Below are 23,256 nucleotides of genomic sequence, written 5' to 3' on the forward strand. Positions count from 1 at the left end.
TCTCAGCGCGAACAGGCATCAAAACAACAACAGCTGACGACAAGTCATCTGCCCCACTCTGTCTCATCCGCCGACATGCCGAACGCCATGCCTGTTTCTTGTGCTTCGGCCCACACGGAACCAATAGATATGTTATAAGATAACCATATCTATCTGCATCTGTCGGTTGTAACCTCCAGAGCTGAACATTCCTTGCTTGCGATCCCTCAATGACCAACGCTACCCATGCCTTCGCCTGCGCCACAACGACCTCTCACCAACGCCTACTGTCCATCGATGCCCTCAGGGGCTTGGTGATTGTCTTCATGCTTCTGGATCACGTCCGCGAGACGTTCTTTCTGCACCGGCAAGTGGCCGATCCGATGAGCATCGACACCACCGAACCTGCGCTGTTTATCAGCCGAACCCTCGCCCACCTGTGCGCCCCGGTGTTCGTGCTGCTCACCGGACTGTCCGCTTACCTGTATGGCGAAAAGCACCAGGGCAAGCGCGAGGTCTCGACGTTCCTGTTCAAGCGCGGTCTGTTCCTGGTGGTGCTGGAATTCACCCTGGTCAACTTCGCCTGGACCTTCCAGTTCCCGCCCAGCGTGATTTACCTGCAGGTGATCTGGGCCATTGGCGTGAGCATGATCGCCCTCGCCTTACTGGTTTGGCTGCCACGGTCGATGCTGTTGGTGCTGGGCGTGGTGATCGTTGCCGGGCATAACCTGCTCGACACGCTGCACTTCCCGGCAGGTTCGGCGATGCACGTGCCATGGGCCATTCTGCATGATCGCGGCTGGATCGAGTTCGCCGGCAACCTGCGTCTGCGCACCTCCTATCCAGTGCTGCCGTGGATCGGTGTGATTTCCCTGGGCTATTGCATCGGCCCTTGGTTCGCTCGTTCTGCATCCGCCGCCGTGCGTCAGCGCTATCTGCTACTGGCGGGTGCCGGCGCGTTGATCGGCTTCGTTACGCTGCGCCTGGTCAATGGTTATGGGGAAGCGCATTGGATGACGTATGACAGCACCGCACAAACCCTGATGAGTTTCTTCAATATCACCAAGTACCCGCCTTCGCTGCTCTTCCTCGCATTGACCCTGGGCCTGGGCCTGTTGCTGCTGCTCGGCTTCGAACGCGCCCGGCAACGCAAATGGATCAGCAGGCTGGCGGTATTGGGGGCGGCGCCAATGTTCTTCTACCTCCTGCACCTGTACCTACTGAAAGTGCTGTATCTGGTGGGCGCGGCACTGTTCGGTTTAAACCAGGGCAGCTACTTCGGCTTCGATGGCATAGGGGCGGTGTGGCTGACTGCGGTGCTGCTGGCCTGCGCGCTTTACTCGCCGGTGCGCTGGTTCGCAGCGCTGAAAGCCCGTCGTCGCGATATCGCCTGGCTCAAATACTTCTGAAGCGCCCGCAGGCTCCCCCTGGGCGGCAGGATCGACTACCATGCCGCCGCCGGTTTCCACATGGGATTAATAGGGAATCCGTGATGCTGACACAGCATCAAACGGAACTGCCCCCGCAACTGTAGGTGCTGAGCCTGCTCCTGAACTGCCACTGGGATCACTCCCGGGAAGGCTGGAGCCAGGCGCCGACGCATCAGTCAGGAGACCTGCCGGCCAAGCAAATCACTAACCGGCGGGGTGTCCGGGAAGTACATCCTTGCCGCGTGCGTCACTCAGATGACCGGCCTTGCACTGCTGTTGCGGCAGCGTTCGCTGATGTGTTTCCAGACTGTGCACCTCTGCTCCGTGTACGTTTCAAATGGAGATTGCGTCATGCTGCCCCGCTTTGCCACCCTCATCACCGGCTTGAGTCTTTGCGCCCTCGCCGATGCGGCCCCGACCCACTATCCCCTGGCGGTAGAGAACTGCGGCAGCGTGCTGACCTTCCAGCACGCACCAGGCCGTGCCGTGACCATCGGCCAGGCCGGCACCGAAATGCTCTATGCCCTGGGGCTGGGCGACAAAATGGTCGGCACCTCGTTGTGGTTCAACGATGTCCTGGCAAAGTACCAGGCTCAGAACGACACGATCGAACGCCTGGCCGATAACGATCCGAGTTTCGAGGCGGTGATCGGTAAACGTCCGGAGCTGGTGGCGGTGGAACTGGAATGGATGGTTGGCCCGCAAGGCGTGGTGGGTACTCGCGAGCAGTTTCACGAGCTGAAGATCCCGACTTACCTGATGCCCTCCGACTGCGAAGCCAAGGACAACCTGGTCGGCGCCGATGGCACACGCCTGGAGCCGTTCCGCATCGACAGCCTCTACAAGAGCATCAGCCAATTGGCCGAGATCTTCGATGTCCAGGACAGTGGCCAGCGGCTGAACGCAGAACTCAAGGCAAGCCTGGCGAAGTCCAGTGCCACCCTGCGGGACAAGGATCTGAAGCACACCAGCGCGCTGTTCTGGTTCTCCAGTGCCGAGCTGGATATCGACCCTTATGTCGCCGGTCGCAAGGGCGTCCCCGATTTCATGCTCGACACCCTGGGCGTGCGCAACGTGGTGGAGTCCGATGAGGAATGGCCGACCCTAGGCTGGGAAACCATCGCCAAGGCCAACCCGACCTTCCTGGTCATCGCGCGCATGGATCGCCGTCGCTTCCCGGCTGACGATTACCAGAAGAAGCTGGAGTTTCTGCGAAACGACCCGGTGACGCGGAACATGGACGCAGTCAAAAACAATCGCATCGTCATCCTCGACGCGCTTGCCATGCAGGCCAGCCTGCGGATGTTCGACGGCCTTGAGACGCTGGCGACGGCCATCAATGGCTACGATCTGCCGAAATGACGGGGAGTCTGATTCGCACGCTGCTGGCATTCCTGACGCTGTTGCTTGCCGTGGTCGCAGGCGTGGCCATCGGAGAAACACCGATCGAGCCAGGCGTGGTGCTGCAAGTGCTTGCCAACAAACTATGGGCCGCCGGCCATGTGCTCGACCCGATCGACGAAGGCATCGTATGGAATTATCGCCTGACCCGTGCGCTGGTCGCGGCGGCCTGCGGCGCGGGCCTGGCCACCTGCGGGGTGATCCTGCAGTCGCTGCTGCGCAACCCATTGGCCGATCCTTATCTGCTCGGTATTAGCGCAGGAGCGTCGACGGGCGCGGTACTGGTGGCATTGCTGGGCGTGGGGGCCGGTGCGATTTCGCTGTCGGCCGGAGCCTTTGCCGGGGCCATTGCAGCCTTCGCCCTGGTGATCCTGCTGGCCCGTGCCAGCGGGTCATCCCGCGGCACCGGGCAGATCATCCTGGCGGGGATCGCCGGTTCGCAGCTGTTCAATGCGCTCACGGCCTTTCTGATCACCCGGTCGGCCAGTTCCGAACAGGCTCGCGGGATCATGTTCTGGCTGCTGGGCAACCTCAGCGGTGTGCGCTGGCCATCGGTGTGGCTGGCCGTCCCGATCGCATTGGCCGGTCTTGCGGTTTGCCTGTGGCACCGGCGGGCGCTGGATGCCTTCACCTTTGGCGCCGACTCTGCGGCCTCGCTCGGCATCCCGGTACGCAGGGTGCAGTTTTTGCTGATCAGCTGCGCGGCGCTGGTGACGGCGGTGATGGTCTCGATTGTCGGTTCCATCGGTTTCGTCGGGCTGGTCATTCCCCATGCCGCACGGCTGCTGCTGGGCACCCGGCATGCTCACCTGCTGCCAGCCAGCGCGCTGGGCGGGGCACTGTTTCTGATCGCCGCCGACGTTCTTTCCCGCACGCTGATCAAAGGCCAGGTGATCCCTGTCGGGGTGATCACCGCACTGGTCGGCGCCCCGGTATTCGCGCTGATCCTGATAGGCCGGAGGAACACCCGATGAGCGCCGCCACGCCCTTGACCGGCGACTGCGTATTGAGCTGCTCAGGCCTTGGTTTCAATGTCCGCGACATTGAACTGCTGCACGACATCAACCTGGATATTCGTCGCGGCGAGACCCTTGGCATCGTCGGGCCAAATGGCTCGGGAAAATCCACGCTGCTCAAACTGCTCGCCGGTTTGCGCGTGCCCACTCGAGGTGAAGCCCGCCTGGACGGACAACGCCTCAAGGATCTTCCTCGCCGGACGATCGCGCAAAGGCTCGCGGTCGTCGAACAACAGGCCGACACCGACGATGCGATCAGTGTGTTCGATGCCGTCGCCTTGGGCCGAACGCCTTGGCTGTCGGCGTTGAGCCCGTGGTCGAGCCAGGACGATGAGATCGTCCGGCAGGCCTTGTCTGACGTCGATGCGGCGCACCTGGGCAACCGCACCTGGCGCAGCCTCTCGGGTGGCGAACGTCAGCGCGTGCACATTGCCCGAGCCTTGGCCCAGCGCCCGCAGATCCTGTTGCTGGATGAACCCACCAATCACCTGGATATCCAGCATCAGCTGGCAATTTTACAGGTTGTGCAGGCATTGCCAGTGACGACGCTGATTGCCCTGCACGACCTCAACCAGGCACTCACGTGCGATCGTTTAGCGGTACTGGAACGAGGGCGCCTGGTGGCCCTCGGCACGCCGCTCAAGGTGCTGACCCCACAACGCCTGCAGGACACATTCGGCGTGCAGGCGCACTACCTGATCGACCCTTTCGACGGAGCGCACATTCTGCGATTTCGTTGCTCTTGATTCGTTTTACGGACATCTCGACATGCGTATTTCAGCCCTGGCCTGTATGGCATCCAGTGCATCCCGCTCAGCCATCCTGGTCGCCCTGGCCAGCCCGCTCGCTCTGGCCGATTCGGCCCAGACGCAAGCCAACGGGCTTATCGAAGACAGTCGCTGGAGCGTGCTCAATCGCACGGTCTACGACAATCGCGAGTACCGTAACGGTGCTCGCAACAACGGCGCGCGCAATGCCTACAAGCCGCGTGCCGAGCGCAATGGCTATGCCGAGGAATGGGCCTACGGTCTGATGGGCACCTTGCAGTCGGGCTTCACCCAGGGTCTGATCGGAGTCGGCGTTGATGCGCACGCCTACCTCGGCGTTCAACTGGACAGCGGTGGTGGCCGGGCCGGAAAGGCGCGTTTGCTCGGGCTGGACAACGACGGCCATCCCAAGGACGAATACAGCCGAGGTGGCGCGGCGGTAAAACTACGCATGTCCTCTACCGTGCTGTCCTATGGCGAGCAGCGGGTGAAGACGCCCGTATTCAGTTCGTCCGACAGCCGTCTGCTCCCGGAGACCGCCACCGGCGTGTTCCTCTCCAGCAACGAATTCGACGCACTGAAGCTGGTGGCAGGACATTTCACCGAGAGCACGGATCGCAACGCCAGCAGCCACGACCAAGGCTTTGTGGTGAACTACTCGAACGCCGTGAAAGGTGATGCATTCGACCTCGCTGGCATGGTCTTCACTCCAAGCAAGAACCTCAGCGCCAGCCTCTACAGTTCCCGCTATGAAGATACCTGGAACCAGCATTACCTGGGCGGCACGTTCATCCATCCAATCGATGAAAACCGTTCGCTGACGCTGAACCTCAACCTGTATCGCACCACCGATGAGGGCAAGTCGCTGTCGGGCCGGATCGACAACACCACCTGGAGCCTGCTGTCCACTTACGCTCAAGGCCCCCATAGCGTCAGCCTGGGTTATCAGAAAGTGGACGGTGACACGCCGTTCGACTATGTCACCCGTGGCGCGATCTTCATCAGCAACGCCGTGCAAATGTCAGACTTCAATGCGCCGAATGAGCAGTCCTGGCAAGCCCGCTACGATCTGGACATAACGCCCTGGGGCATGCCTGGCCTGGTATTGAGCGCCGCCTATGTACGCGGGAGCCAGATCGACGGCAGCCACGTTGATCCGCATGGCGGCTATGCCTATCTGGGTTATGGCAAAGGTGGCAAGCATTGGGAGCGCGACCTGGAAGCGCGCTATGTGGTACAGAGCGGCGCAGCCAAGGGCACCACCGTGTCGCTGCGGCACAACGTGCACCGGGGTAACACCGCACAGGCAGAACTGGACACTGACCAGATACGCCTGGCCGTCGAGTACCCGCTGACCGGCAGGTTCTGACCCCTCAGGTTACTGGCAGGCGGTACTCCATGTGGGTCGTTTGCCAGACCGGCTCTGCGTCCACATGGATCACCTGAAAGTTTTTCCTGCGCCAGAAGTCTATTGCTCCGGGCAGGAACGGATGGGTATGCAGATAGATCACTTCGACCCGCGCCTCAATCGCCAACCCCTTCAACGATCCGTACAGCTCGCCCGCCACACCCGAGCGGCGGAACTCGGGTAGAACGAACAGCCGCACGACCTCCACGACCTTGAGCCCGGGGTAATCAATGTTCGGGAAGCGATCGTCATACGGGAGATTGCCAATCGAGGCGATGATCCGTCCTTGATGCCTGGCGACCAGAAACTGCCCTTCGCCCCGAAGATAAACCTCGTCGAAACGGGCAAGATCGGCGGGCACGCCGTCACCCGCCAGTTTGGGAAAGAGCTCGGCGCGTGCCTGCATCACAAAATCCACAACGTCAGGAATTTCTACCCGGGACACCGCCTGGATAGTGGGTTGCTTACTCATGCACTGGGATCGCTATAAAGTTGGAATAGGGTTCACGCTTTCGTCTGGCTAGGGAGAACAGATCAATTTACAGGTTTCCCTGGATCGTGAGCGGTCGCTGACGAATGGCTTGAATCGGCCGATTCTGTTGAAAAAGTAGCCACTTATTCAGGGGCGATTCACAAACAGGATTGGCCTGATAGGGTATGGGGACAGTCGAAACACGCATCGGTCGTCCGCGCCAGCTGTATACCGGTTTGAAGAAACGTGACTATCCGGCCTGTTCAGACCCATAAAAGATCATAGTGCCACTGCCTGACACCAGGTAACACCATGCCCCCGAGCGCCGGGGACCGGCGCTCCACTCCCCGTTGCGCCCCCTATAGCCCAGCTCACAAAGCATTCATTTCAGCAATATCACGCACCACCTGATCTGCAGAGCGGTCGAACATCGCTTGCTCCTGCGCATCCAGAGGCAACTCGATCACCCGCGCAACCCCATCCTCTGCCAGCACACAGGGGACACCCATGGCAATACCTGTTCGCCCGTACTCGCCCTCGAGAATCGCGACCGTTGGCAAAATGCGGTTTCGCCCATTGGCGATAGCATCCACCATCTGTGCAATTGCCACGCCCGGCGCATCGCAGGCGCTCCCCGCCTTCTTCAAACCCAGAATCTCGCCGCCACCCTGACGTGTGCGCTCCACAATCCGCTCTATCTGCTGATTGGACAGGAAGTGAGACAGCGGCACCGAACCGACCGCACAGTATCGCATCAGTGGCACCATGCTATCGCCATGCCCTCCCAGCACCAGCGCCGTGATATCCCGAGCAGAAAACCCTGTCTCCTCGGCAATGAAACACTTCATGCGCGCTGTATCCAGTACCCCCGCCTGCCCGAACACCCTGTTGCGTCCCAGCCCACTGAGACACCAAGCCCGATAGGTCAGCACGTCGACCGGGTTCGACACCACCAACACCGTCGCCGCCGGAGCATGACGATTAATATCCAGCATGATGCCATCGAGAATTGGCAGATTGATACTCAATACATCCTGACGCGACTGACCAGGCTTGCGGGGCACACCTGCCGTAATCACCACCAGGTCAGAATCCTGCAGCAATTCGGCATTGGCCCCGCCGTAAACCCTGGTATCAGAACCTGACTCAACTGCCGCCTGCCAGACGTCCAGCGCCTTGCCCTGTGCCAACTCACCCTGCACATCAATCAACATCAACTCACGACAGAACTCTTCCCGGGCGATGATCTGAGCCGCCGCCTCACCCACCATACCGGCACCCACAATTGATAGCTTGTTCACCTCACACCTCCCCGCGGCTCGCGCCACCAGCAACACGCCCGCCTATACAGAGAAGTATTACCCGTTAACGCTAAAAGGCCACCCGAAGGTGGCCTGTAGTTGTTTTACCTGATTTTCGCCATTCCCATGGCGGCATTACTTTAGCCTCTGATAACCCCCATAGGCCGAGCCGCGCGGCCTTGGCGGACTGCTCCAAGTCTATCGTAGCCCTTTGCCATCGTGCGCAATGGGTCCAGGCTGTGTGAAAACGTTTTAGAGCAAGTTTGACGGTCAGAATCGGAACGAAAGTCGCGTTCCTACGCAAATTCTCGGCGACTGAGCACTAGGCTTTGCAACAACCCGACGAGGTACGAGGCGCGGCCTCAAGGATTGTCTCTCCGGTGCCACAACAAGACGTCTGACTTGCCGAAGCCTTCAAGCGATCATCGACTTCATCGAAATCCGAGTTGCAAATGCCAGTTTCTGGAAGGACCAGCTCAACCCTTTTGGCCGCATCCCAATCACCCGCCAGCGCCGCGACGACAGAGCGAACTTGCTCATACCCAGTCATCAACAAAAAAGTAGGTGCCCGTCCATAGCTCTTCATCCCTACAATGAACAGACCTTCCTCGGGATGGGCCAGCTCTACCGCACCATGGGGCCTGACCGTGCCGCAACTGTGCTCGTTGGGATCAATCATTGGAGCAAGCAGCACTGCGCTTTGGGTCGCTGGATCAAGCGCGATACGTAGCTCGGCGAGCAGGCTCAGGTCAGGTCGAAATCCTGTCGCCACAATGAGTTCGTCCACAGGTGGCAGTATCTGCTCTCCCGCCTTCACGACCAGCCCTTGGCCATCGCCAACAACCTGATCGATAGCGACGTTTTTGAACAACTCGATCACGCCGTCACTCAGCAACTGGCGAATCTTCTGGCCGAGCTTTCCGCGCTCTTCCAACTGATCATTCGCACCACCACCCAGAATGCGCTCAAGGGAATTACCCCGGATCGCCCAGAGCACTTTGGTTTGTGGCGCCTCCTGAGTCAGCCGCACCAGATCCTGGAGGGCGTTGAATGCGGAGTGACCACCACCTGCCACCAGCACTCTTTTGTTGGCATAGCGATTCCGGGCACGACTCAATACCTCCGGAATGCCGTAAGCGATGTGCGCTGCATGCTCGAGCTCACCCAAGGCAGGGATACCATGGCCCCCCATCCAGTTCGGTGTCAGGTAGGTGCCCGAGGCATCAATGACAGCACTGGCCAGCACATCCTGTTCACCCGATAGCCCTGCGACACGCAGCAAAAAAGGAGCTGTCGATCTGCCCTGGGTCTTCATCACATCCTGACCGACGCGAGTGACTGCCAGAACACGGGTATTAAGCTGCAAGTGACGCTTGATCTGTTCGAGGTCCGCGAGAGGTCGAACAAATCGATCCAGCAGTTCACGACCTGTTGGATACTCGTTCTCCGGCGGTGGATTCCAACCATCGGCCAGCAGAAGTTTGGCCGCCTCCTTGTCCACATTGAACTGCCACGGAGAGAACATCTTCACATGCGCCCATTCTTCAATGCTGGACCCAGCTTTCGGACCAACTTCCAGAAGCAGCGGAGTGATACCTCTGGCCAGCAAATGGACAGCTGCGGTGAGGCCCACTGGGCCTGCTCCAATGATGGCGACAGGATGGTTTTCCATGATCGACTCCTTCTTCAGACTGGCTGATTGACCGGAAACAGGCGCTCGACAATCGCGCAGTCGAGCCAGCGTCCTTCCAGGCAGGCGTGTTTTTCATACACCCCCACTTGGCGGAAACCGCAGGCTTCGCACAATGCAAGGCTGGCGTGATTGAAGGTAAAAATGCGTGATAGGACTTTCCAGAACCCGCGAGCTTCGGCTTCTTCCAGCAGTGACTGAAGCAACTGTTTGCCGAGCCCCTGACCGCGAACACTGCGGTCCAGGTAAATGGAAAAATCCGCAATGCCGTCGTAACAGGCACGAGCGCGATAACTACTGAGTCCAGCCCATCCAACAACCTGATCCGTCTCGTCGACCATGACCAACACTGGATATCGCTCCATTGAGTTGATGCGATCAAGCATGTCTGCCGAGCTTCGAGGAGTCGTTTCAAACGTAGAGCTACGCTCCTCGATCCCCTGGTTGTAGATGGCGGCTATTGAAACAGTATCTTTGGTTTCAGCTAAACGAACTCGCATTGTTGGAGCCCCATTACGTTGGTAGTAACAACATTATTGGCAAAAAAAGGGAAATTCTTTCCTTTCAACCCTTGCTCTTCACCGCTGGGCAGCACTCGCTCACGAGCCCGCAGCGAATCTCTGTGGCCCGCGTAATCTGCCTGAGCAAACTCAACGCTCCCTGTCTGGCCTCGGCCGAGAGGTTCTCGATCATCGCTCGTTCTTCAGCAATCAGGTCTGCCCTGATTTTTTCGTATAACTCACGCCCGGCTTCCGTTGCCTGGATTCGCACTGCGCGCCGATCTTCATCATCCTCAACGCGGGACACATACCCTTTGCGTTCCAGGGTATCGATCACTCGACTTGTCGTACTCTTGTCCAAGAACATCTCTTCCGCCAAGACCTGAAGGCGCAATGCGCCCCTTTTGACCAACGTCTCAACGGCATAGCATTGGGTTACAGACACGTCGTAACAGCAGATCCGGTCACGATCACGGAACTGATAGACGCGAACAAGCTGGTTCAAAGCCTCGTACAAGTCCTCGGAATCCTGGGTCAGCTGATCGTTTTTAAGCTTCGTCATAACCGTCACAAATTAGTTGTTAGCTGCAACAATAATCCTCGTATTTTAGAATCGTCAAGACCGATCTTCAGGTTGACGGTCCCCAGAGGAAGGCGCTAGCTTGTTGTTACTGACAACTAAAAATGAGCGCGCCGGTCGTGACACTTCCAGAGCAGATTCATCCCCCAATCAATCGCTCCAGGCTCGTATGGGGGATGGGCTTCACTCAGATTCTTGCCTGGGGCTCGACCTATTACTTGCCCGCAGTGCTTGCGGCTCCGATAGCCAAAGAAACAGGGTGGTCCATCACCAGTGTGGTGGGTGGCTTGTCCTGGGGGCTGCTGGTAGCGGGAGGCTCCTCACCGGCAGTTGGTCGTCAGATTGATCGCCATGGCGGACGCTCAGTCCTGGCCGCCAGCTCACTGCTGCTGGCTCTCGGCATGCTATTGATGGGACTAGCAGGCAACGTTGCCACTTACTACCTCGCATGGACCCTGATCGGCGTCGCCATGGCGGCGGGTTTATACGACGCTGCTTTTTCAACCTTGGGACGACTTTTCGGCGAAGGGGCTCGAACGTCAATTACCGGACTGACCCTGCTAGGCGGGTTCGCCAGCACCATAGGCTGGCCGCTGATAGCGAGCCTTGAGAGTTGGATCGGTTGGAGGAGTGCATGCTTCGCCATTGCAGCAGCTCACCTCCTAATCGGCTTCCCTATCCACGCCCTGTTGATTCCTGGAAGCACAAAACAACCGCCCCATCCCGTAAAAGTAGCATCAGCCAATGCATCCGAGCTTCGCCCTGGGGCCACCAACCAGTTGTTCTTGTTGATTGGCGCCATGCTGACGGTTCTGGCGTTGGTCGTATCAGGTATCTCAGTACACCTGCTCAATGTCCTCAAGCAATTGGGAATCGCGACTGCCGTGGCCTTGGCCATCGGCATGGTGATTGGTCCTTCGCAAGTCCTGGCACGGGTGGCTGAGTTTTCCATTGGCAGGAACCTCCATCCAACCTGGTCCGCACGAGCCGGTGTGTTGCTTTGTTTGATCGGGCTTGGACTGCTGATCTCAGGCCTGCCTTGGCTGGCCTTCGTGGCGATAGCACTTTACGGAGCCGGTAACGGCATACTCACCATCGCTCGCGGTACTCTTCCATTGGCGCTGTTCGGGCCTCAAGGATATGGCGTACGAATGGGACTGCTCGCAAGGCCGGTCCTTGTCGCCCAAGCCTGCGGCCCCATCACCGCCGCTTACGTTCTGGACAGTTTCGGAGCATCGGTACTGCTTAGCGTGATGTGCGGGTTTCTGTTGCTGTGCTTCATCGCCACTTGGCGTCTGCCAATTACGCAAAATGGCAAGTAATGACGATGTTCCAGTAGACGCAGTGTTGAGCAGAAAAAAGTCGATACCCGGCATCAAGCGAACACTGGGTGCGATGCATTGTGAATGAAGCGCATCAAGCTAGGGATGATGTGAGAAGCATCTGGCCCAACGCCTCTGAGGGTGGCCGAAGCAAAGTTGCGCTGCTTCGGTAATCCCACAAAATACAAACCCGGTACGTGCTCCGCCTTCCCGTTGCGTTGGGCCAGGCTTTCATTGCCCGCCACATGCAGACCTGCCAAAAAACCAAGGTTCGGACGAAACCCGGTCGCGAAAACCAAACTGTCCACGTCAGTATGCTGCCCATCAGCCCAGATCACGCCCGTTGACGTTACCTCCGTGAACATCGGTTTGCGCTCAAAAAGTCCCTGCTTTATGGCTCGACGATAGGTGCCATCATCCAGTACAGGGGTACTTTGGTCATTCAGCCAACGAGTCTTCTCCATCCCTGTCCACTTGAGCCAAGCATGAAAATCCACACCGAGGATCTTTTGCGGAAAAAACCGAATCGACTCCCTTGCCGCCAATACGACACTGCTGACCTGAGCCAACTCATGGGCAATTTGTACAGCTGAGTTGGCAGCACCTATGACCACTACTCGTTGATCACTGAAGCCGTCGACATTTCGGTAATCAGCACTGTGTAAACGTTGCCCGCGAAAACTCCCCAGCCCCTGAATGTCAGGAATGAACGGCTGATTGAATCCGCCAGTGCAAACGATCAATGCTTTTGAGCAGAAACGCTGACCATCAGATGCCTGAAGCAAAAAGAGTCCATCCTCCCTACTCACTCTCTGGACTCGTATGTTCTGCCGAATGGGTAGCTGGAAAGCATCCGCGTACTGCTCCAAATAACGTACGACTTCATCGCGTAGCGGATAGTGCCTGGCTTCAGCTGGAAAGGGCATCCCAGGTAACGATGAGTAAGCAGCAGGGGAAAAAAGTCTCAGGTTGTCGTAGTAGTTGCGCCAGTTTCCACCTGGCTGGCTCTCGGCGTCCAGGATGAGAAAACTGAGATTCTGCTGCCGCAGATGCCAACCGGACGCGAGCCCAGCTTGGCCCGCACCAATAACGATGACATCCTTGGGCTCATTAATTATGTTCATGTATGCGCACTCATGCATATATAGAGATAATAAAAAACTACTCTGGCACACCAGGGCAGCAAAACGGGGCCAGACTCTTCATTTGTTGGAGAATGGCTTCGAGCCGTGTCACCACCGCCGGTCCATCCACCTCGTAGAACATCTGCCTGCTGACCTTGGTAGCGCGGACAATGCCGGCCTCTAATAGCACTTGCAGATGACGGGACACCACTGAACGCTCTTGAGGTAGCCCTTCGGCAATCTCACCGATATCTGCTCGCCCCAGTTGCATGACTCGCTTGAGCACAGCTACCCGCGACGGCTCGCACAGAGCCTTGAAGAAGGCTCCATCGAGAGAGTCGATTGCAGCATCAATTGCACGTGAACGTGTAGAGGTTCGGTTTGTCATGCGGATGACTATATGTGCATATCCATGCACGCGTCAATTGTCCGAATGAGCGTCAACAACAGATATCAATAGCACCTGATCAATGCCTGCAAGCTCCAGAATGATTGTGGAGCGCACACGTCAGGGTGGCGGCGAGATTCTGGGTTTGAAGAAGGTGGGGAGCGCCTGCGATGCGCCGGGCGTGGCAATTGCACAGATGGTGGATGCTATCGCCAATGGGCGCCTCGAGCCACCCCGCAGGGTCACTGTGGGAGAAGGCTAACCCTTTCGTCGCGTTTGTTCGTCCTCCGCCAGTGCCTGACGAACGAGCGCCCGAGCCGCCCAGGCGGCGGTCTCGAGTGATTCTTCGATGCTCGCGCGACTGATATCGCGCACGGCGATCAAAGCCTCGGTGCCCATGACTATCGACAGCGCCTGCTTCAGTCGTTTGCGTGCCCGGGGTGAGAGCGCGTCCTTCAGCGAGTCGACAATCGGCTCAATGTAGCTCATGCGTCGGCCCGGCCGCAGGGGCTCGTGGGACTCGCTTTCGAGCCACACCGTCATGAACGAACGTTCCATCACGTGCAGGCCGATCTCGTCGTCGATCAAGAGTTTGTTCAACGCGTTCGCCGCCAGACCAATGCCCTTGACCGGATCGTCTCCCGGCCGCCAGATGCGCTCCAGCGGCTGCATGTCACGATCGGCCGCCGTCTCGCTGATCAACGCCTCAATCGAGGGAAAGTAGCGATACGCCGTGGCGCGCGACACCATCGCGCGCTCGGCCACTTGCGCAACAGTAGGGTTATAGCCCTCGTCGCGCAACGCGACGGCGGCATCCATAAGCGCTTGACGCGTTCGGAGCCGCTGGTTGGCGCGACCCTGATCGCCATCACGGTTCGAGGGGCTTGACTTCGTGTTCGACATGGAATAAATAAGACTCTGTCTTGTAATGAGACTCGAGTCTCATAATAGACCCATGGCAACCAACCAACAAGAGGTCGCCCTTTATGAGCCCCCCAGAGCAACGGCAGGTCGATCGAATGATTGACCGTCGTTTCCATTTCAACTCCAGGGACGCTGTCGACGGTGAATCGAACACCCTGCTCGACGCCATCGAACACGATGTCACGGAATACGCCACTGGCCTGTGCGCGGCACAACCGCCGCGCCGGGCATAACGACTTCACATCGTTTTTTCAGCAACTGAGCGCGCCTCAGGGCGCATGAGGTGAATGCCATGAATCACAACCCCCGTTCGCGGACCTGGTTTCGGCTCGCTGCCCTCTACTTTGCCATTGGCGTGGTGCTGGGTGTGACGATGGGCGCTTCCGGCGACCACTCGCTCTTCGCGGTACATGCCCATGTCAATCTGTTGGGATGGGTGTCGATGGCACTGTTCGGACTCATCGGCACAGTGCACCCGTCAATTACCGAAGGGCGCGCTGCTGCAGCACAGTTCTGGACGTACAACGTCGGCGTCCCGGTGATGCTCGGCGCTCTGACACTACGCCTCAAGGGCATCGTGTCAGTCGAGCCATTGATTGCCGTCGCATCAATCCTCATTGGCTGCAGTGTGCTGCTGTTTGTGTGGCTGACGTTCTCGCGCATCGGCGTAGCGACCGAGCGCTTGAGCAGCGCAGCCGGGGGCAGGTCCGTGCCGCAAACCAAGTAAAGTGTGCGGGTCATTATAAAAATTTGGGATGTGTGGTGTTCTCTGGAGCATGCCCGCTCCCACATAGAGCCACGGGAGTCCTAGGCGGGCGTGATATACGTGACCATCCACCGCAAAAACGCCTTCACCTTGGGCACTTCCCCCGCATGCTCGGCATGGGCGATGAAGTGTGCGCCAGCGCTGGGCATCGCGTAATCCCAGGGAATTACCAGGCTGCCCCGGGCCAGTTCGTCGCTCACCATGTACCGGGGCACCAGCGCCACGCCGTACCCCGACTGGGCGGCGCGAATGCACATGTAAAACGTGTCGAAACGTGGGCCGTGATAGCTGTTTTGCGAATGCAGACCCTGTTCCAGAAACCATGCATGCCAGGCCTCAGGGCGGGAGGTGCATTGCAGCAAAGTGTGTTGGGAAGGGGCGATCTCGGTGCTGGCGACGAACCCCGGGGCGCAGACCGGCACCACATCTTCACTGAACAATTCAATGCAGGTCGCACCCGGCCAGGAGCCCTGGCCGTAGAAAAACGCGATATCGGCCTTGGCCTGCAATACGTCGAAAGGCTCCAGATCGGTGCGAACCTCCAAGTGAATGCGGGGGTGCAGCGCTGCGAAGTCCTTGAGCTTGGGCACCAGCCAGCGGTCGCCGAAGGTCGGCTGGGTGGCGATGCGCAGGACTTCGGTTTCGCCGCCGTAGCTGAGGATGTAGCGGCTGGAGATGTCCACCTGATTGAGGATTTTGTGCACTTCGGCCAGGTACAAGGCGCCGGCCGGCGACAGGTGCAGGCGTTGGCGCACTCGCTCGAAGAGGTTGTGGCAGAGCATTTCCTCCAACTGCGCCACCTGCTTACTGACGGCGCTTTGGGTCAGGTGCAACTCTTGGGCGGCGCGGGTGAAACTGAGGTGGCGAGCGGCCGCTTCGAAGCACTGCAGGGCGGTCATCGACGGCGTTAAACGTTTTGAAAACACGAGGCCACCTAAAGGGGAACGGATGCGGCGCCAGGGGCAGTTCATTCCAAACCGGAAGGAGCGCTTGCCGAAAGGTCGTTTGTTGGACGGCTAAAAAACCACTAAAACAGACCGGCATCAAGGATTTCATCCACTATCGGGTGCGTGCAGGCGCGCGACATGTGCGTCGAATAACAAGAAACACTAGGGAGTCGTTGGCATGAAGAGCATGAAATCCACCCTGGCCTTGCTGGCCGCCACCGCCCTGTTGGGTGTGACCGCTACCGCTCAAGCGGGGGCGACGCTGGATGCCATTACCGCAAAGGGCTTTATCCAGTGCGGTGTCAGCGATGGCCTGCCGGGGTTCGGCGTGCCGAACGCTCAGGGCAAAATGACCGGGATCGACGTCGATGTTTGTCACGCGGTGGCTGCCGCGCTGTTTGGCGACGCGTCGAAAGTGAAGTTCAGCCAGTTGACCGCCAAAGAGCGCTTCACCGCGTTACAGTCGGGGGAGATCGACCTTATTTCCCGCAACACCACCTGGACCAGTTCCCGGGACGCCGGCATGGGCCTGGTGTTCACCGGCGTGACCTATTACGACGGGATTGGCTTTTTGGTGAACAACAAACTGGGGGTGAGCAGCGCCAAGGAACTGGGCGGCGCGACCATCTGCATCCAGGCTGGCACCACCACCGAACTCAACGTGTCGGATTACTTTCGCGCCAATAACCTCAAATACACCCCCATCACCTTCGACACCGCCGATGAAAGCGCCAAGGGCCTGGAAGCCGGTCGTTGCGATGTGTTGACCACTGACCAGTCGGGCCTTTACGCCCAACGGATCAAAATGGCCCACCCCGACGAATTCGTGGTGCTGCCGGAAATCATCTCCAAGGAGCCGCTCGGCCCGCTGGTGCGCAAGGGCGACGAGGAGTGGTTCAGTATTGTCAAGTGGACCCTGTTCGCCATGCTCAACGCCGAGGAAATGGGCATCACCTCGCAGAACGTCGAAGAGCAGGCCAAGAACACCAAGAACCCGGATGTCGCACGGCTGCTGGGTGCCGATGGTGAATACGGCAAGGACTTGAAGCTGCGCAAGGACTGGGTGGTTCAGATAGTCAAACAGGTCGGCAACTACAGCGAAGTGTTTGAGCGCAACATTGGCCAGGGCAGCGTGCTGAAGATCAAGCGAGGCCTCAACGCCTTGTGGAACAACGGCGGGATTCAGTACGCACCGCCTGTGCGCTGAAGTGTTGAAAGTTCTGTAAAACACAAAATGGTTACCCCGTCCCACCCTGTGAACGCCCACTAAGCTTTCACAGGGTGCCTATCGGGGGCCATAGCCATGAACAAAGTAGATATTGCCACCTCTGAGATGGCGAAAACCGTTTCGTGATTTGACTGCCTGCCTCAGGAGCCTAGTCGCCGCTTCCAGCCATTGATGAAAGGCTGCTTCGGGTCAGTCGCGACAGGCAGAAATCGGCCAGAAGCGGCCACTCGAAGCTGCCTGCTGAAACGTGGTCGATTCACCTTGGCCTACTCTGGATCGAATGCAATCGGAAAAAATGCAGGTGCGGTTCTAAAGATACCTATCACTTCCCCCTCTAAGTGAACGCTGCCTGTCCCGCAGGCCACCCGTTCAGCTCGTCGCCCCACGATTTCCTTGTCATGAAATGAAAATTCGCTGTCGTGCGATGCGAGGTGGCCGCAGCCGCTGCTGCCCTAGAGTCGGTGCAAAACAACACAGCGCCCGGAAACACGAGAGCCGCCATGAGCAGATCCACCCGAACGAGCGAGACCGCAACCCCTACCCAGCGCCCCCCGGCGACCGGCCGAAAACGTCGCGCTCGCAAGGATGTCGATCTCCCGGACAACACCCAGCAACAAGAGCTGATCGGCACGGCTGCCAACCAGACCCCGGCAGGCAATCCGCTAGTCAGTGTGCGCGCGGCGGACCTGGCCAGCTCGGCCGGTTACCTGCTCAAGGCCGTGGGCAAGTCGCCGCTCAAGGCTGGCGCTCATCTGGGTGGCTACCTGAAGGAGCTGCGCGGTATCGTCGGCGGCAAGTCCAGCATTGCGCCGGACCAGAAGGACAAGCGCTTCGCCGATCCCGCCTGGCAATCCAACGCCTTCCTACGCGCGCTGCTGCAGAGCTACCTGGCCGGCCAAAGTGAGCTGACCCGCTTCATCGAATCCACCGACCTTGCCCCGCTGGAAAAGAGCCGAGCCCGGTTCATAGCAGCGCTCCTGGCCGATGCAATGGCACCGAGCAACTCGCCGCTGACTAATCCAGCGGCGCTGCGCAAGATGGTGGATACCGGTGGCATGAGCCTGGCCCGGGGCATCCGTCAATTCGGCCAGGATATGCTGAACAACCGTGGACTCCCGAGCCAGGTCGACAGCACGCCGTTCAAGGTTGGGGAAAACATCGCCACGGCCAAGGGCGAAGTGGTGTTTCGCAACGAGATGTTCGAGCTGCTGCAGTTCGCGCCCACCACCGAAAAGGTCTATGCCCGGCCCTTGGTGATGTCGCCGCCGCAAATCAACAAGTACTACGCCATCGACCTGTCGCCGGAGAAAAGCCTGATCAAGTGGATCCAGGACAGCGGCGTAAACCTCTTCGTCATCAGCTGGCGCAATCCCACCAGCGAGCACCGCGACTGGGGCTTGTCCGATTACGCGTTGTGCCTCGACCAGGCTGTGGACGTAGCGCGCAGGATCACCGGAAGCCCGGATGTGAACATGTGGGGCTCCTGCTCGGGCGGCATCACCCTGGCGGCCTACCTGGGCTGGCTGGCGGCCCGTGGCGAAGGCCACAAGGTGGCCAACACCAGCTGGGCCGTGTGCGTGCTCGACATGCCCTCGGCGCTGGACGACACCACCCTGGGGCTGTTCACCAACCCATCCGCCCTACGCGCAGCCAAGGCCAGCTCCCGGCGCAAGGGAGTGCTGAGCGGCCAGGGCATGGCCCGCATGTTCGCCTGGATGCGACCCAACGACCTGATCTGGAACTACTGGGTCAACAACTACCTGCTTGGCAATAAGCCGCCGGCCTTTGATATTTTGGCCTGGAACAACGACACCACGCGGCTACCCGCCCAACTGCACGCGGACTACCTCGACCTGGTCCAGCAGAACCCCTACAGCAACCCTGGCTCCCTGGAGATTGCCGGCGAGTCGATCGACATGACCCAAGTGAAGGTGGGCGCCTATGTGATTGGCGGCACCACCGACCACATCACCCCCTGGCAGGGCTGCTACGGCACCGCCCGGCTGTTTGGCGAGGACACAACCTACGTGCTGTCCAACGCCGGCCACCTGCAGAGCCTGGTGAATCCGCCGGGCAATCCCAAGTCGTTCTACTACGCAGCGCCTGCCGTCGCCGAGTTCCCGGAAACCTGGCTGCAGAACGCCGGGGAGCGCCAGCAAGGCAGCTGGTGGCCGCATTGGCGCGAATGGATCGGGCAGCGCTCGGGCGACAGCCTGCCGGCGCCGAAGAAGCTCGGCTCGCGCAAGTACCCGCCACTCTGCCCCGCACCTGGCACTTATGTCATGGAGCGTTGAGGCTGCCATCTATTCCTTGAGCTGACCCACGCCAACCGTGGGTTTCAGCGCTTTGCGCAGGTGAGGATCGACTGAGCGGCGCGGCCCTCGAGTCTCGGAATGATCGATGGCAGATGGCTAAAGATCAGGCGGTAGCCAACGACTCGCATCCTGTCACTGTCTCGGCTCAGACGTTCGCTGAAGATCGAACGCTGCACGGCATCTGGGTGGCGAGGGCGCAATTGGAGGCGATCGGGGCAGTTGCAGCTTCTTGAGAAATACAACGGAGAAGCATCTTGGCGTTCACGACTGACAGCTTTGGGCCCAGGCTGTGTGAGAAAACGCATGCACCGTTTTGAAGTCTGCGTTGCTACGTAAAATCTGCCAGCGTTTGGTTAGTCAGCAGACCTGAAATTTGCGTAGGAACGCGACTTTCGTTCCGATTCTGACCGTCAAACTTGCTCTAAAACGTTTTCACACAGCCTGGGTTGGTTGCTGCCCTTTGCGACAGGCAGCAATCGGCCAACAACTGCCTGTCGTGAAGGGCTAATTTCGACCCATAGCTACCTATCGCATGAGGTAGAAAACAGCGAGAAGTAGCCGCCTCTGCGCTCTCAAGGGCAGGTTACTGAAGCGTGGCTGTTCAATGCACATCAATAAACGATGGGCTACCGTACAGCCCTCAATGGTGATTCGGACCATTTGCAAACAACCACCGCACACTGGACCAGAAACCAAAGCTCCGCCTGACAGCGCGAACGCCCCTACCGCCGATCTATTCCTCATGACCCCGACCTTCACAGTACAGTCCAGTCCGCCTTCGTGACCTCAGGATAACGAGGGAATCGACCGGCATTTTTTCAGGGGCCGAGTGGGATGCAAGATGATTGACCATGGCTTGAAATACCCGTATAGCTCATGTCAGGCCACAGAGGTTTGTCCTATGATCACGATTGGCTTTGTTTTGCCGCACGGCTTCCAAATCATGGGATTGGCAGCAGTTTCCGCGTTCGAGCTCGCTAACGGCACGGCGAATGAGCCGTTGTATGGCATCCGACTCCTCTCGGAGAGCGGTGGCGCTGTTCCCAACTCGTTTGGTGTCCTTGTTGAAACGAGTCCGCTGTCGAGCAGCAAGGTTGATACGCTGATCGTCACTGGCTCGATGCATCCGGCACCCTCTCCGGCTGACTTGATTATGCAACTGCGTAAGGCATCCGAGTCCACACGGCGCACTGCATCGGTCTGCACCGGGGCCTTTATACTTGGTGAAGCCGGATTGCTCGATGGTCGACGAGTCACCACGCACTGGTTTCATGCGCGCGATCTTCAGAAACAGTTTCCGAAAGCACACGTAGAGGACGATCGAATTTTCATCATCGACGGACCTATCTGGACCTCCGCCGGGATGAGCGCCAGCATAGACTTGGCGCTTGGCATGATTGAGAAGGATTTTGGCCCGGAACTGTCCCGTAAGGTTGCCCAAGACTTGGTCGTCTATCATCGACGTGCCGGCGGACAGTCTCAGCACTCGACGCTGTTGGAGTTAGACGCCAAGTCCGATCGCATCCAACGTGCATTGGCACACGCCCGCCAGAATCTGCGCGCCCCGCTTACAGTAGAAGAACTGGCAAACGCAGCCCATCTGAGCCCAAGGCAGTTCAGTCGAGCGTTTCGAGCCGAAACCGGACAATCGCCCGCCAAAGCAGTCCAACACCTTCGTTTAGAGGCAGCGAGGGTGATGGTAGAGCAAAGCCGTCATTCAATAGACGAAGTCGCCTCCGAAACCGGTTTTATCGATACAGAGCGAATGCGCCGCGCATTCTTGCGTGCATTCGGGCAGCCCCCGCAGGTTCTGCGACGCAATGCGCGATTGGCGGAAGTTTAGGAAGGTTGATCAGTATCTGCGGCTATATCAAGCCCCTGCAGCTCTTGGGTTCGCACTTCGGACGCGCCTGCCAAAAGGCTATATCCCTTGAATTTCGCCCTGAAGTTGTCCGCGACGAATAGCCAATCACCTCGTCGCCTGGAAGCGAGCAAGCGAATTCTCTTGTCACTATGGGATTGAATTATGTTTTGCGGCCCGGACCAGCTAAGACCGGGCCATGACTAGATGTATCTCCGTTAACCACGGTTACACAATTGATACATGCCCTATCGTTCAGACGGAGCGTGCTACCGCACCTACTGCCGCCTCCACGCGACGAGCAAGTTCAAGGAGTTTTCGGTCGTCACCATTCTTGCCGTCTATTTCCAGTCCGATAGGAAGTCCGTTGCTGGACATTCCCATCGGAATACTGATGCCCGGCAACCCTGCGATGCTCCCAGCGACGGTATGCCTCGCGAGAGCTCGGTCGTCGACCTCCTGCCCTGCGATGGTGAACTTCGTCTGTTGCTCAATCGTTGGCGCAGGACAAGGTGTAGTTGGCATGATGAGCGCCTGAGCCCCACTGCTGGAAAATGCCATATTGAATCGGCGCTGGATTTCCGGACGATCATGATCAAGCGCGGTTTGATATGTCTCATGGGAAATAAATCCAGCGCCACTCGGCAATACAAGATGGCCCCATGCATCTTTCAAGCCAGGCTTCAATTCATTGTAGATATCTTCAAATGAGCTCGGTATCCGATTCTTGCGAAGGAAGCCTGCGACCGACTCCATCGTCTCATGGAAGAAAACACTCCACGTCGACCTTTCGGTCATGGCGAAGAAATCTTCACCAAGGTCTACTTCGACAACTTCCGCACCAGCGTCACGCAGCCGACGAATCGTCTCTTTGAAGTGCTCCTCAACTTCATGATTGATACGCTCAAGATGTTGCCGGGGAGCATAGGCTAGCCGGATTCCTCTAAGACCCGTCCAGTCACCATGAACGGTAGATCTAGCTTTCGTGACAACCTGGTCGATCAGTGCGCAATCCTCAACTGTGCGCGCGAATACACCCGCTGTATCGAGCGTATGGGAGATGGGAGCAATCCCATCACCAGACCACCGCCCCGGACTGGGCTTGAACCCCACTACACCACAGAGCGACGCTGGCACGCGGATAGAGCCCACGGTGTCACCGCCGAGAGCCGCGGGCACGATCTGAGCGCCTACCGATGCTCCCGCGCCACTCGAAGAGCCTCCGGTCACGTGTTCAGGATTGTGCGGATTTTTCGCCTGGCCGAAGTGGCTGTTATGTCCGGTCAAACCATATGACATTTCCACAAGATTGTTCTTGCCGAACACTATGCCCCCGGCATCCTTGATCGCTCTAACGACCTCTGCATCTCGAGCTGGCACAAAGTTCTCCAAACTGCGGATGCCGAGTGTTGTCCGTAGACCTTGCGTTAGAAAACTGTCCTTGACCGCAACCGGAACGCCCAACAACGGGGCAGTAGAACCAGTAGCGCGAGCGGTATCAGAGGCTCTCGCCGCGGCAAGCACTGCGGCTTCGTCGATCGTGATAAAGGCGCCCAGGTCAGAGAAAGTGCGAGCTCGCCGAAGTAGCGCCGCAGTATAGGATTCTGACGAAATGTCGCCTCTACGTATGGCGGCCGCCGCAGCAGCAACACCAAGTTCGCTGAACCTGTCAGGTGATATTCCAGTGTCATCGCCCTTAAGCATATAAACCTCACGGTAGGTTGGGTTGAGACGAGGGATGCTCCCTTCGTGACTTGAATCTACCCACACCGCGCCGAGTCCGAAATGTCGAATATACCTCGTTTAGGGACATTGCCCGTCCGCCAATGGATCAGAG

The 23,256-nt window shown here is 58.6% G+C and carries 21 protein-coding genes, 1 pseudogene and 1 riboswitch; of the genes and pseudogenes, 12 read left to right on the forward strand and 10 right to left on the reverse strand.

From position 1 onward, the window contains the following. Positions 1-209: 209 nt before the first annotated feature. The 5 genes from AC3IUA_RS18170 to AC3IUA_RS18190 all read left to right on the forward strand — a co-directional run bounded on the left by AC3IUA_RS18170 (position 210) and on the right by AC3IUA_RS18190 (position 5,962). Positions 210-1,388 carry an acetyltransferase domain-containing protein gene (locus AC3IUA_RS18170; RefSeq protein WP_489355973.1) on the forward strand — a complete coding sequence of 393 codons (1,179 nt, stop codon included), beginning with the start codon at positions 210-212 and terminating at the stop codon, positions 1,386-1,388. A gap of 33 nt (positions 1,389-1,421) precedes the next feature. Further along, a riboswitch (cobalamin riboswitch) is annotated at positions 1,422-1,616 on the forward strand. A 144-nt stretch (positions 1,617-1,760) separates the two neighbouring features. Continuing rightward, on the forward strand, positions 1,761-2,771 hold the full coding sequence (locus AC3IUA_RS18175) for an ABC transporter substrate-binding protein (RefSeq protein WP_489355975.1): 1,011 nt from the start codon (positions 1,761-1,763) through the stop codon (positions 2,769-2,771). Next, on the forward strand, positions 2,768-3,784 hold the full coding sequence (locus AC3IUA_RS18180; protein WP_489355977.1) for a FecCD family ABC transporter permease: 1,017 nt from the start codon (positions 2,768-2,770) through the stop codon (positions 3,782-3,784). Before AC3IUA_RS18175 ends, AC3IUA_RS18180 begins: the two co-directional genes overlap by 4 nt. Beyond that, entirely contained in the window at positions 3,781-4,572 is a 792-nt protein-coding gene (locus AC3IUA_RS18185) for an ABC transporter ATP-binding protein (protein ID WP_489355979.1), read from the forward strand. The genes AC3IUA_RS18180 and AC3IUA_RS18185 overlap by 4 nt, the downstream gene beginning before the upstream one ends. A 46-nt stretch (positions 4,573-4,618) precedes the next feature. Then, entirely contained in the window at positions 4,619-5,962 is a 1,344-nt protein-coding gene (locus AC3IUA_RS18190) for an OprD family porin (protein WP_489362393.1), read from the forward strand. A gap of 4 nt (positions 5,963-5,966) precedes the next feature. Here the strand turns inward: AC3IUA_RS18190 and AC3IUA_RS18195 are convergent, their stop codons facing one another. The 5 genes from AC3IUA_RS18195 to AC3IUA_RS18215 form a co-directional block, all read right to left on the reverse strand. After that, a complete protein-coding gene (locus tag AC3IUA_RS18195; protein ID WP_489355981.1) occupies positions 5,967-6,473 on the reverse strand; it encodes a GNAT family N-acetyltransferase in 507 nt (168 codons plus the stop codon). A 371-nt stretch (positions 6,474-6,844) separates the two neighbouring features. Then, positions 6,845-7,774, reverse strand: a complete 930-nt coding sequence (locus AC3IUA_RS18200) for a malate dehydrogenase (protein ID WP_489355983.1) — start codon at positions 7,772-7,774, stop codon at positions 6,845-6,847. Positions 7,775-8,096: 322 nt separating this feature from the next. Then, complete coding sequence (locus AC3IUA_RS18205) at positions 8,097-9,446, reverse strand: NAD(P)-binding domain-containing protein (RefSeq protein WP_489355985.1); 1,350 nt, start codon at positions 9,444-9,446, stop codon at positions 8,097-8,099. A gap of 14 nt (positions 9,447-9,460) precedes the next feature. Next, positions 9,461-9,964, reverse strand: coding sequence for an arsinothricin resistance N-acetyltransferase ArsN1 family A (locus AC3IUA_RS18210; RefSeq protein ID WP_489355986.1), 504 nt, complete (start codon positions 9,962-9,964; stop codon positions 9,461-9,463). A gap of 64 nt (positions 9,965-10,028) precedes the next feature. Continuing rightward, positions 10,029-10,526 carry a MarR family winged helix-turn-helix transcriptional regulator gene (locus AC3IUA_RS18215; protein ID WP_489355988.1) on the reverse strand — a complete coding sequence of 166 codons (498 nt, stop codon included), beginning with the start codon at positions 10,524-10,526 and terminating at the stop codon, positions 10,029-10,031. A 122-nt stretch (positions 10,527-10,648) separates the two neighbouring features. On the opposite strand from AC3IUA_RS18215, the gene AC3IUA_RS18220 reads away from it, so the two are divergent. Beyond that, the gene (locus AC3IUA_RS18220; RefSeq protein WP_489355990.1) at positions 10,649-11,866 is read left to right on the forward strand and encodes an MFS transporter; all 1,218 of its coding nucleotides are present in this window, start codon (positions 10,649-10,651) and stop codon (positions 11,864-11,866) included. 53 nt (positions 11,867-11,919) lie between these two features. Here the strand turns inward: AC3IUA_RS18220 and AC3IUA_RS18225 are convergent, their stop codons facing one another. Beyond that, complete coding sequence (locus AC3IUA_RS18225) at positions 11,920-12,990, reverse strand: flavin-containing monooxygenase (protein ID WP_489355992.1); 1,071 nt, start codon at positions 12,988-12,990, stop codon at positions 11,920-11,922. 37 nt (positions 12,991-13,027) lie between these two features. After that, the gene (locus AC3IUA_RS18230) at positions 13,028-13,378 is read right to left on the reverse strand and encodes an ArsR/SmtB family transcription factor (protein ID WP_489355994.1); all 351 of its coding nucleotides are present in this window, start codon (positions 13,376-13,378) and stop codon (positions 13,028-13,030) included. 103 nt (positions 13,379-13,481) lie between these two features. On the opposite strand from AC3IUA_RS18230, the pseudogene AC3IUA_RS18235 reads away from it, so the two are divergent. Beyond that, positions 13,482-13,637: pseudogene (locus AC3IUA_RS18235) on the forward strand (malate dehydrogenase); the annotation flags it as partial. Here AC3IUA_RS18235 and AC3IUA_RS18240 read toward each other — a convergent pair. Further along, positions 13,637-14,281: a TetR/AcrR family transcriptional regulator gene (locus AC3IUA_RS18240; protein ID WP_489355995.1), complete on the reverse strand. Its 645-nt coding sequence runs from the start codon at positions 14,279-14,281 to the stop codon at positions 13,637-13,639. The pseudogene AC3IUA_RS18235 and the gene AC3IUA_RS18240 sit on opposite strands and share 1 nt — an antisense overlap. Before the next feature lie 116 nt (positions 14,282-14,397). On the opposite strand from AC3IUA_RS18240, the gene AC3IUA_RS18245 reads away from it, so the two are divergent. Next, entirely contained in the window at positions 14,398-14,535 is a 138-nt protein-coding gene (locus tag AC3IUA_RS18245; RefSeq protein ID WP_489355997.1) for a hypothetical protein, read from the forward strand. Positions 14,536-14,594: 59 nt separating this feature from the next. Then, positions 14,595-15,029 carry a DUF2871 family protein gene (locus AC3IUA_RS18250; RefSeq protein ID WP_489355999.1) on the forward strand — a complete coding sequence of 145 codons (435 nt, stop codon included), beginning with the start codon at positions 14,595-14,597 and terminating at the stop codon, positions 15,027-15,029. 80 nt (positions 15,030-15,109) lie between these two features. On the opposite strand, the gene AC3IUA_RS18255 is transcribed toward AC3IUA_RS18250, so the two are convergent. Then, entirely contained in the window at positions 15,110-15,967 is an 858-nt protein-coding gene (locus AC3IUA_RS18255) for a LysR family transcriptional regulator (RefSeq protein WP_489362395.1), read from the reverse strand. Positions 15,968-16,193: 226 nt separating this feature from the next. On the opposite strand from AC3IUA_RS18255, the gene AC3IUA_RS18260 reads away from it, so the two are divergent. The 3 genes from AC3IUA_RS18260 to AC3IUA_RS18270 all read left to right on the forward strand — a co-directional run bounded on the left by AC3IUA_RS18260 (position 16,194) and on the right by AC3IUA_RS18270 (position 21,401). Continuing rightward, positions 16,194-17,222, forward strand: coding sequence for an amino acid ABC transporter substrate-binding protein (locus AC3IUA_RS18260; protein WP_489356001.1), 1,029 nt, complete (start codon positions 16,194-16,196; stop codon positions 17,220-17,222). Positions 17,223-17,743: 521 nt separating this feature from the next. Next, positions 17,744-19,537 carry an alpha/beta fold hydrolase gene (locus AC3IUA_RS18265; protein ID WP_489356002.1) on the forward strand — a complete coding sequence of 598 codons (1,794 nt, stop codon included), beginning with the start codon at positions 17,744-17,746 and terminating at the stop codon, positions 19,535-19,537. Positions 19,538-20,459: 922 nt separating this feature from the next. Next, complete coding sequence (locus AC3IUA_RS18270; RefSeq protein ID WP_489356003.1) at positions 20,460-21,401, forward strand: GlxA family transcriptional regulator; 942 nt, start codon at positions 20,460-20,462, stop codon at positions 21,399-21,401. 273 nt (positions 21,402-21,674) lie between these two features. Here the strand turns inward: AC3IUA_RS18270 and AC3IUA_RS18275 are convergent, their stop codons facing one another. After that, positions 21,675-23,123, reverse strand: coding sequence for an amidase family protein (locus AC3IUA_RS18275; protein ID WP_489356005.1), 1,449 nt, complete (start codon positions 23,121-23,123; stop codon positions 21,675-21,677). Between the last annotated feature and the right edge of the window lie 133 nt (positions 23,124-23,256).

This window comes from Pseudomonas sp. KH_050 (genome assembly GCF_057838875.1).

What these genes read in the sequence shown, in the direction of transcription:
- AC3IUA_RS18205 (WP_489355985.1), bottom strand. Translation starts at nt 9,446, where the DNA reads ATGGAAAACCATCCTGTCGCCATCATTGGAGCAGGCCCAGTGGGCCTC.
- AC3IUA_RS18180 (WP_489355977.1), top strand. Translation starts at nt 2,768, where the DNA reads ATGACGGGGAGTCTGATTCGCACGCTGCTGGCATTCCTGACGCTGTTG.
- AC3IUA_RS18190 (WP_489362393.1), top strand. Translation starts at nt 4,619, where the DNA reads ATGGCATCCAGTGCATCCCGCTCAGCCATCCTGGTCGCCCTGGCCAGC.
- AC3IUA_RS18250 (WP_489355999.1), top strand. Translation starts at nt 14,595, where the DNA reads ATGAATCACAACCCCCGTTCGCGGACCTGGTTTCGGCTCGCTGCCCTC.
- AC3IUA_RS18270 (WP_489356003.1), top strand. Translation starts at nt 20,460, where the DNA reads ATGATCACGATTGGCTTTGTTTTGCCGCACGGCTTCCAAATCATGGGA.
- AC3IUA_RS18275 (WP_489356005.1), bottom strand. Translation starts at nt 23,123, where the DNA reads ATGCTTAAGGGCGATGACACTGGAATATCACCTGACAGGTTCAGCGAA.
- AC3IUA_RS18245 (WP_489355997.1), top strand. Translation starts at nt 14,398, where the DNA reads ATGATTGACCGTCGTTTCCATTTCAACTCCAGGGACGCTGTCGACGGT.
- AC3IUA_RS18185 (WP_489355979.1), top strand. Translation starts at nt 3,781, where the DNA reads ATGAGCGCCGCCACGCCCTTGACCGGCGACTGCGTATTGAGCTGCTCA.
- AC3IUA_RS18230 (WP_489355994.1), bottom strand. Translation starts at nt 13,378, where the DNA reads ATGACAAACCGAACCTCTACACGTTCACGTGCAATTGATGCTGCAATC.
- AC3IUA_RS18210 (WP_489355986.1), bottom strand. Translation starts at nt 9,964, where the DNA reads ATGCGAGTTCGTTTAGCTGAAACCAAAGATACTGTTTCAATAGCCGCC.
- AC3IUA_RS18225 (WP_489355992.1), bottom strand. Translation starts at nt 12,990, where the DNA reads ATGAACATAATTAATGAGCCCAAGGATGTCATCGTTATTGGTGCGGGC.
- AC3IUA_RS18215 (WP_489355988.1), bottom strand. Translation starts at nt 10,526, where the DNA reads ATGACGAAGCTTAAAAACGATCAGCTGACCCAGGATTCCGAGGACTTG.
- AC3IUA_RS18240 (WP_489355995.1), bottom strand. Translation starts at nt 14,281, where the DNA reads ATGTCGAACACGAAGTCAAGCCCCTCGAACCGTGATGGCGATCAGGGT.
- AC3IUA_RS18170 (WP_489355973.1), top strand. Translation starts at nt 210, where the DNA reads ATGACCAACGCTACCCATGCCTTCGCCTGCGCCACAACGACCTCTCAC.
- AC3IUA_RS18220 (WP_489355990.1), top strand. Translation starts at nt 10,649, where the DNA reads ATGAGCGCGCCGGTCGTGACACTTCCAGAGCAGATTCATCCCCCAATC.
- AC3IUA_RS18260 (WP_489356001.1), top strand. Translation starts at nt 16,194, where the DNA reads ATGAAGAGCATGAAATCCACCCTGGCCTTGCTGGCCGCCACCGCCCTG.
- AC3IUA_RS18195 (WP_489355981.1), bottom strand. Translation starts at nt 6,473, where the DNA reads ATGAGTAAGCAACCCACTATCCAGGCGGTGTCCCGGGTAGAAATTCCT.
- AC3IUA_RS18265 (WP_489356002.1), top strand. Translation starts at nt 17,744, where the DNA reads ATGAGCAGATCCACCCGAACGAGCGAGACCGCAACCCCTACCCAGCGC.
- AC3IUA_RS18175 (WP_489355975.1), top strand. Translation starts at nt 1,761, where the DNA reads ATGCTGCCCCGCTTTGCCACCCTCATCACCGGCTTGAGTCTTTGCGCC.
- AC3IUA_RS18255 (WP_489362395.1), bottom strand. Translation starts at nt 15,967, where the DNA reads ATGACCGCCCTGCAGTGCTTCGAAGCGGCCGCTCGCCACCTCAGTTTC.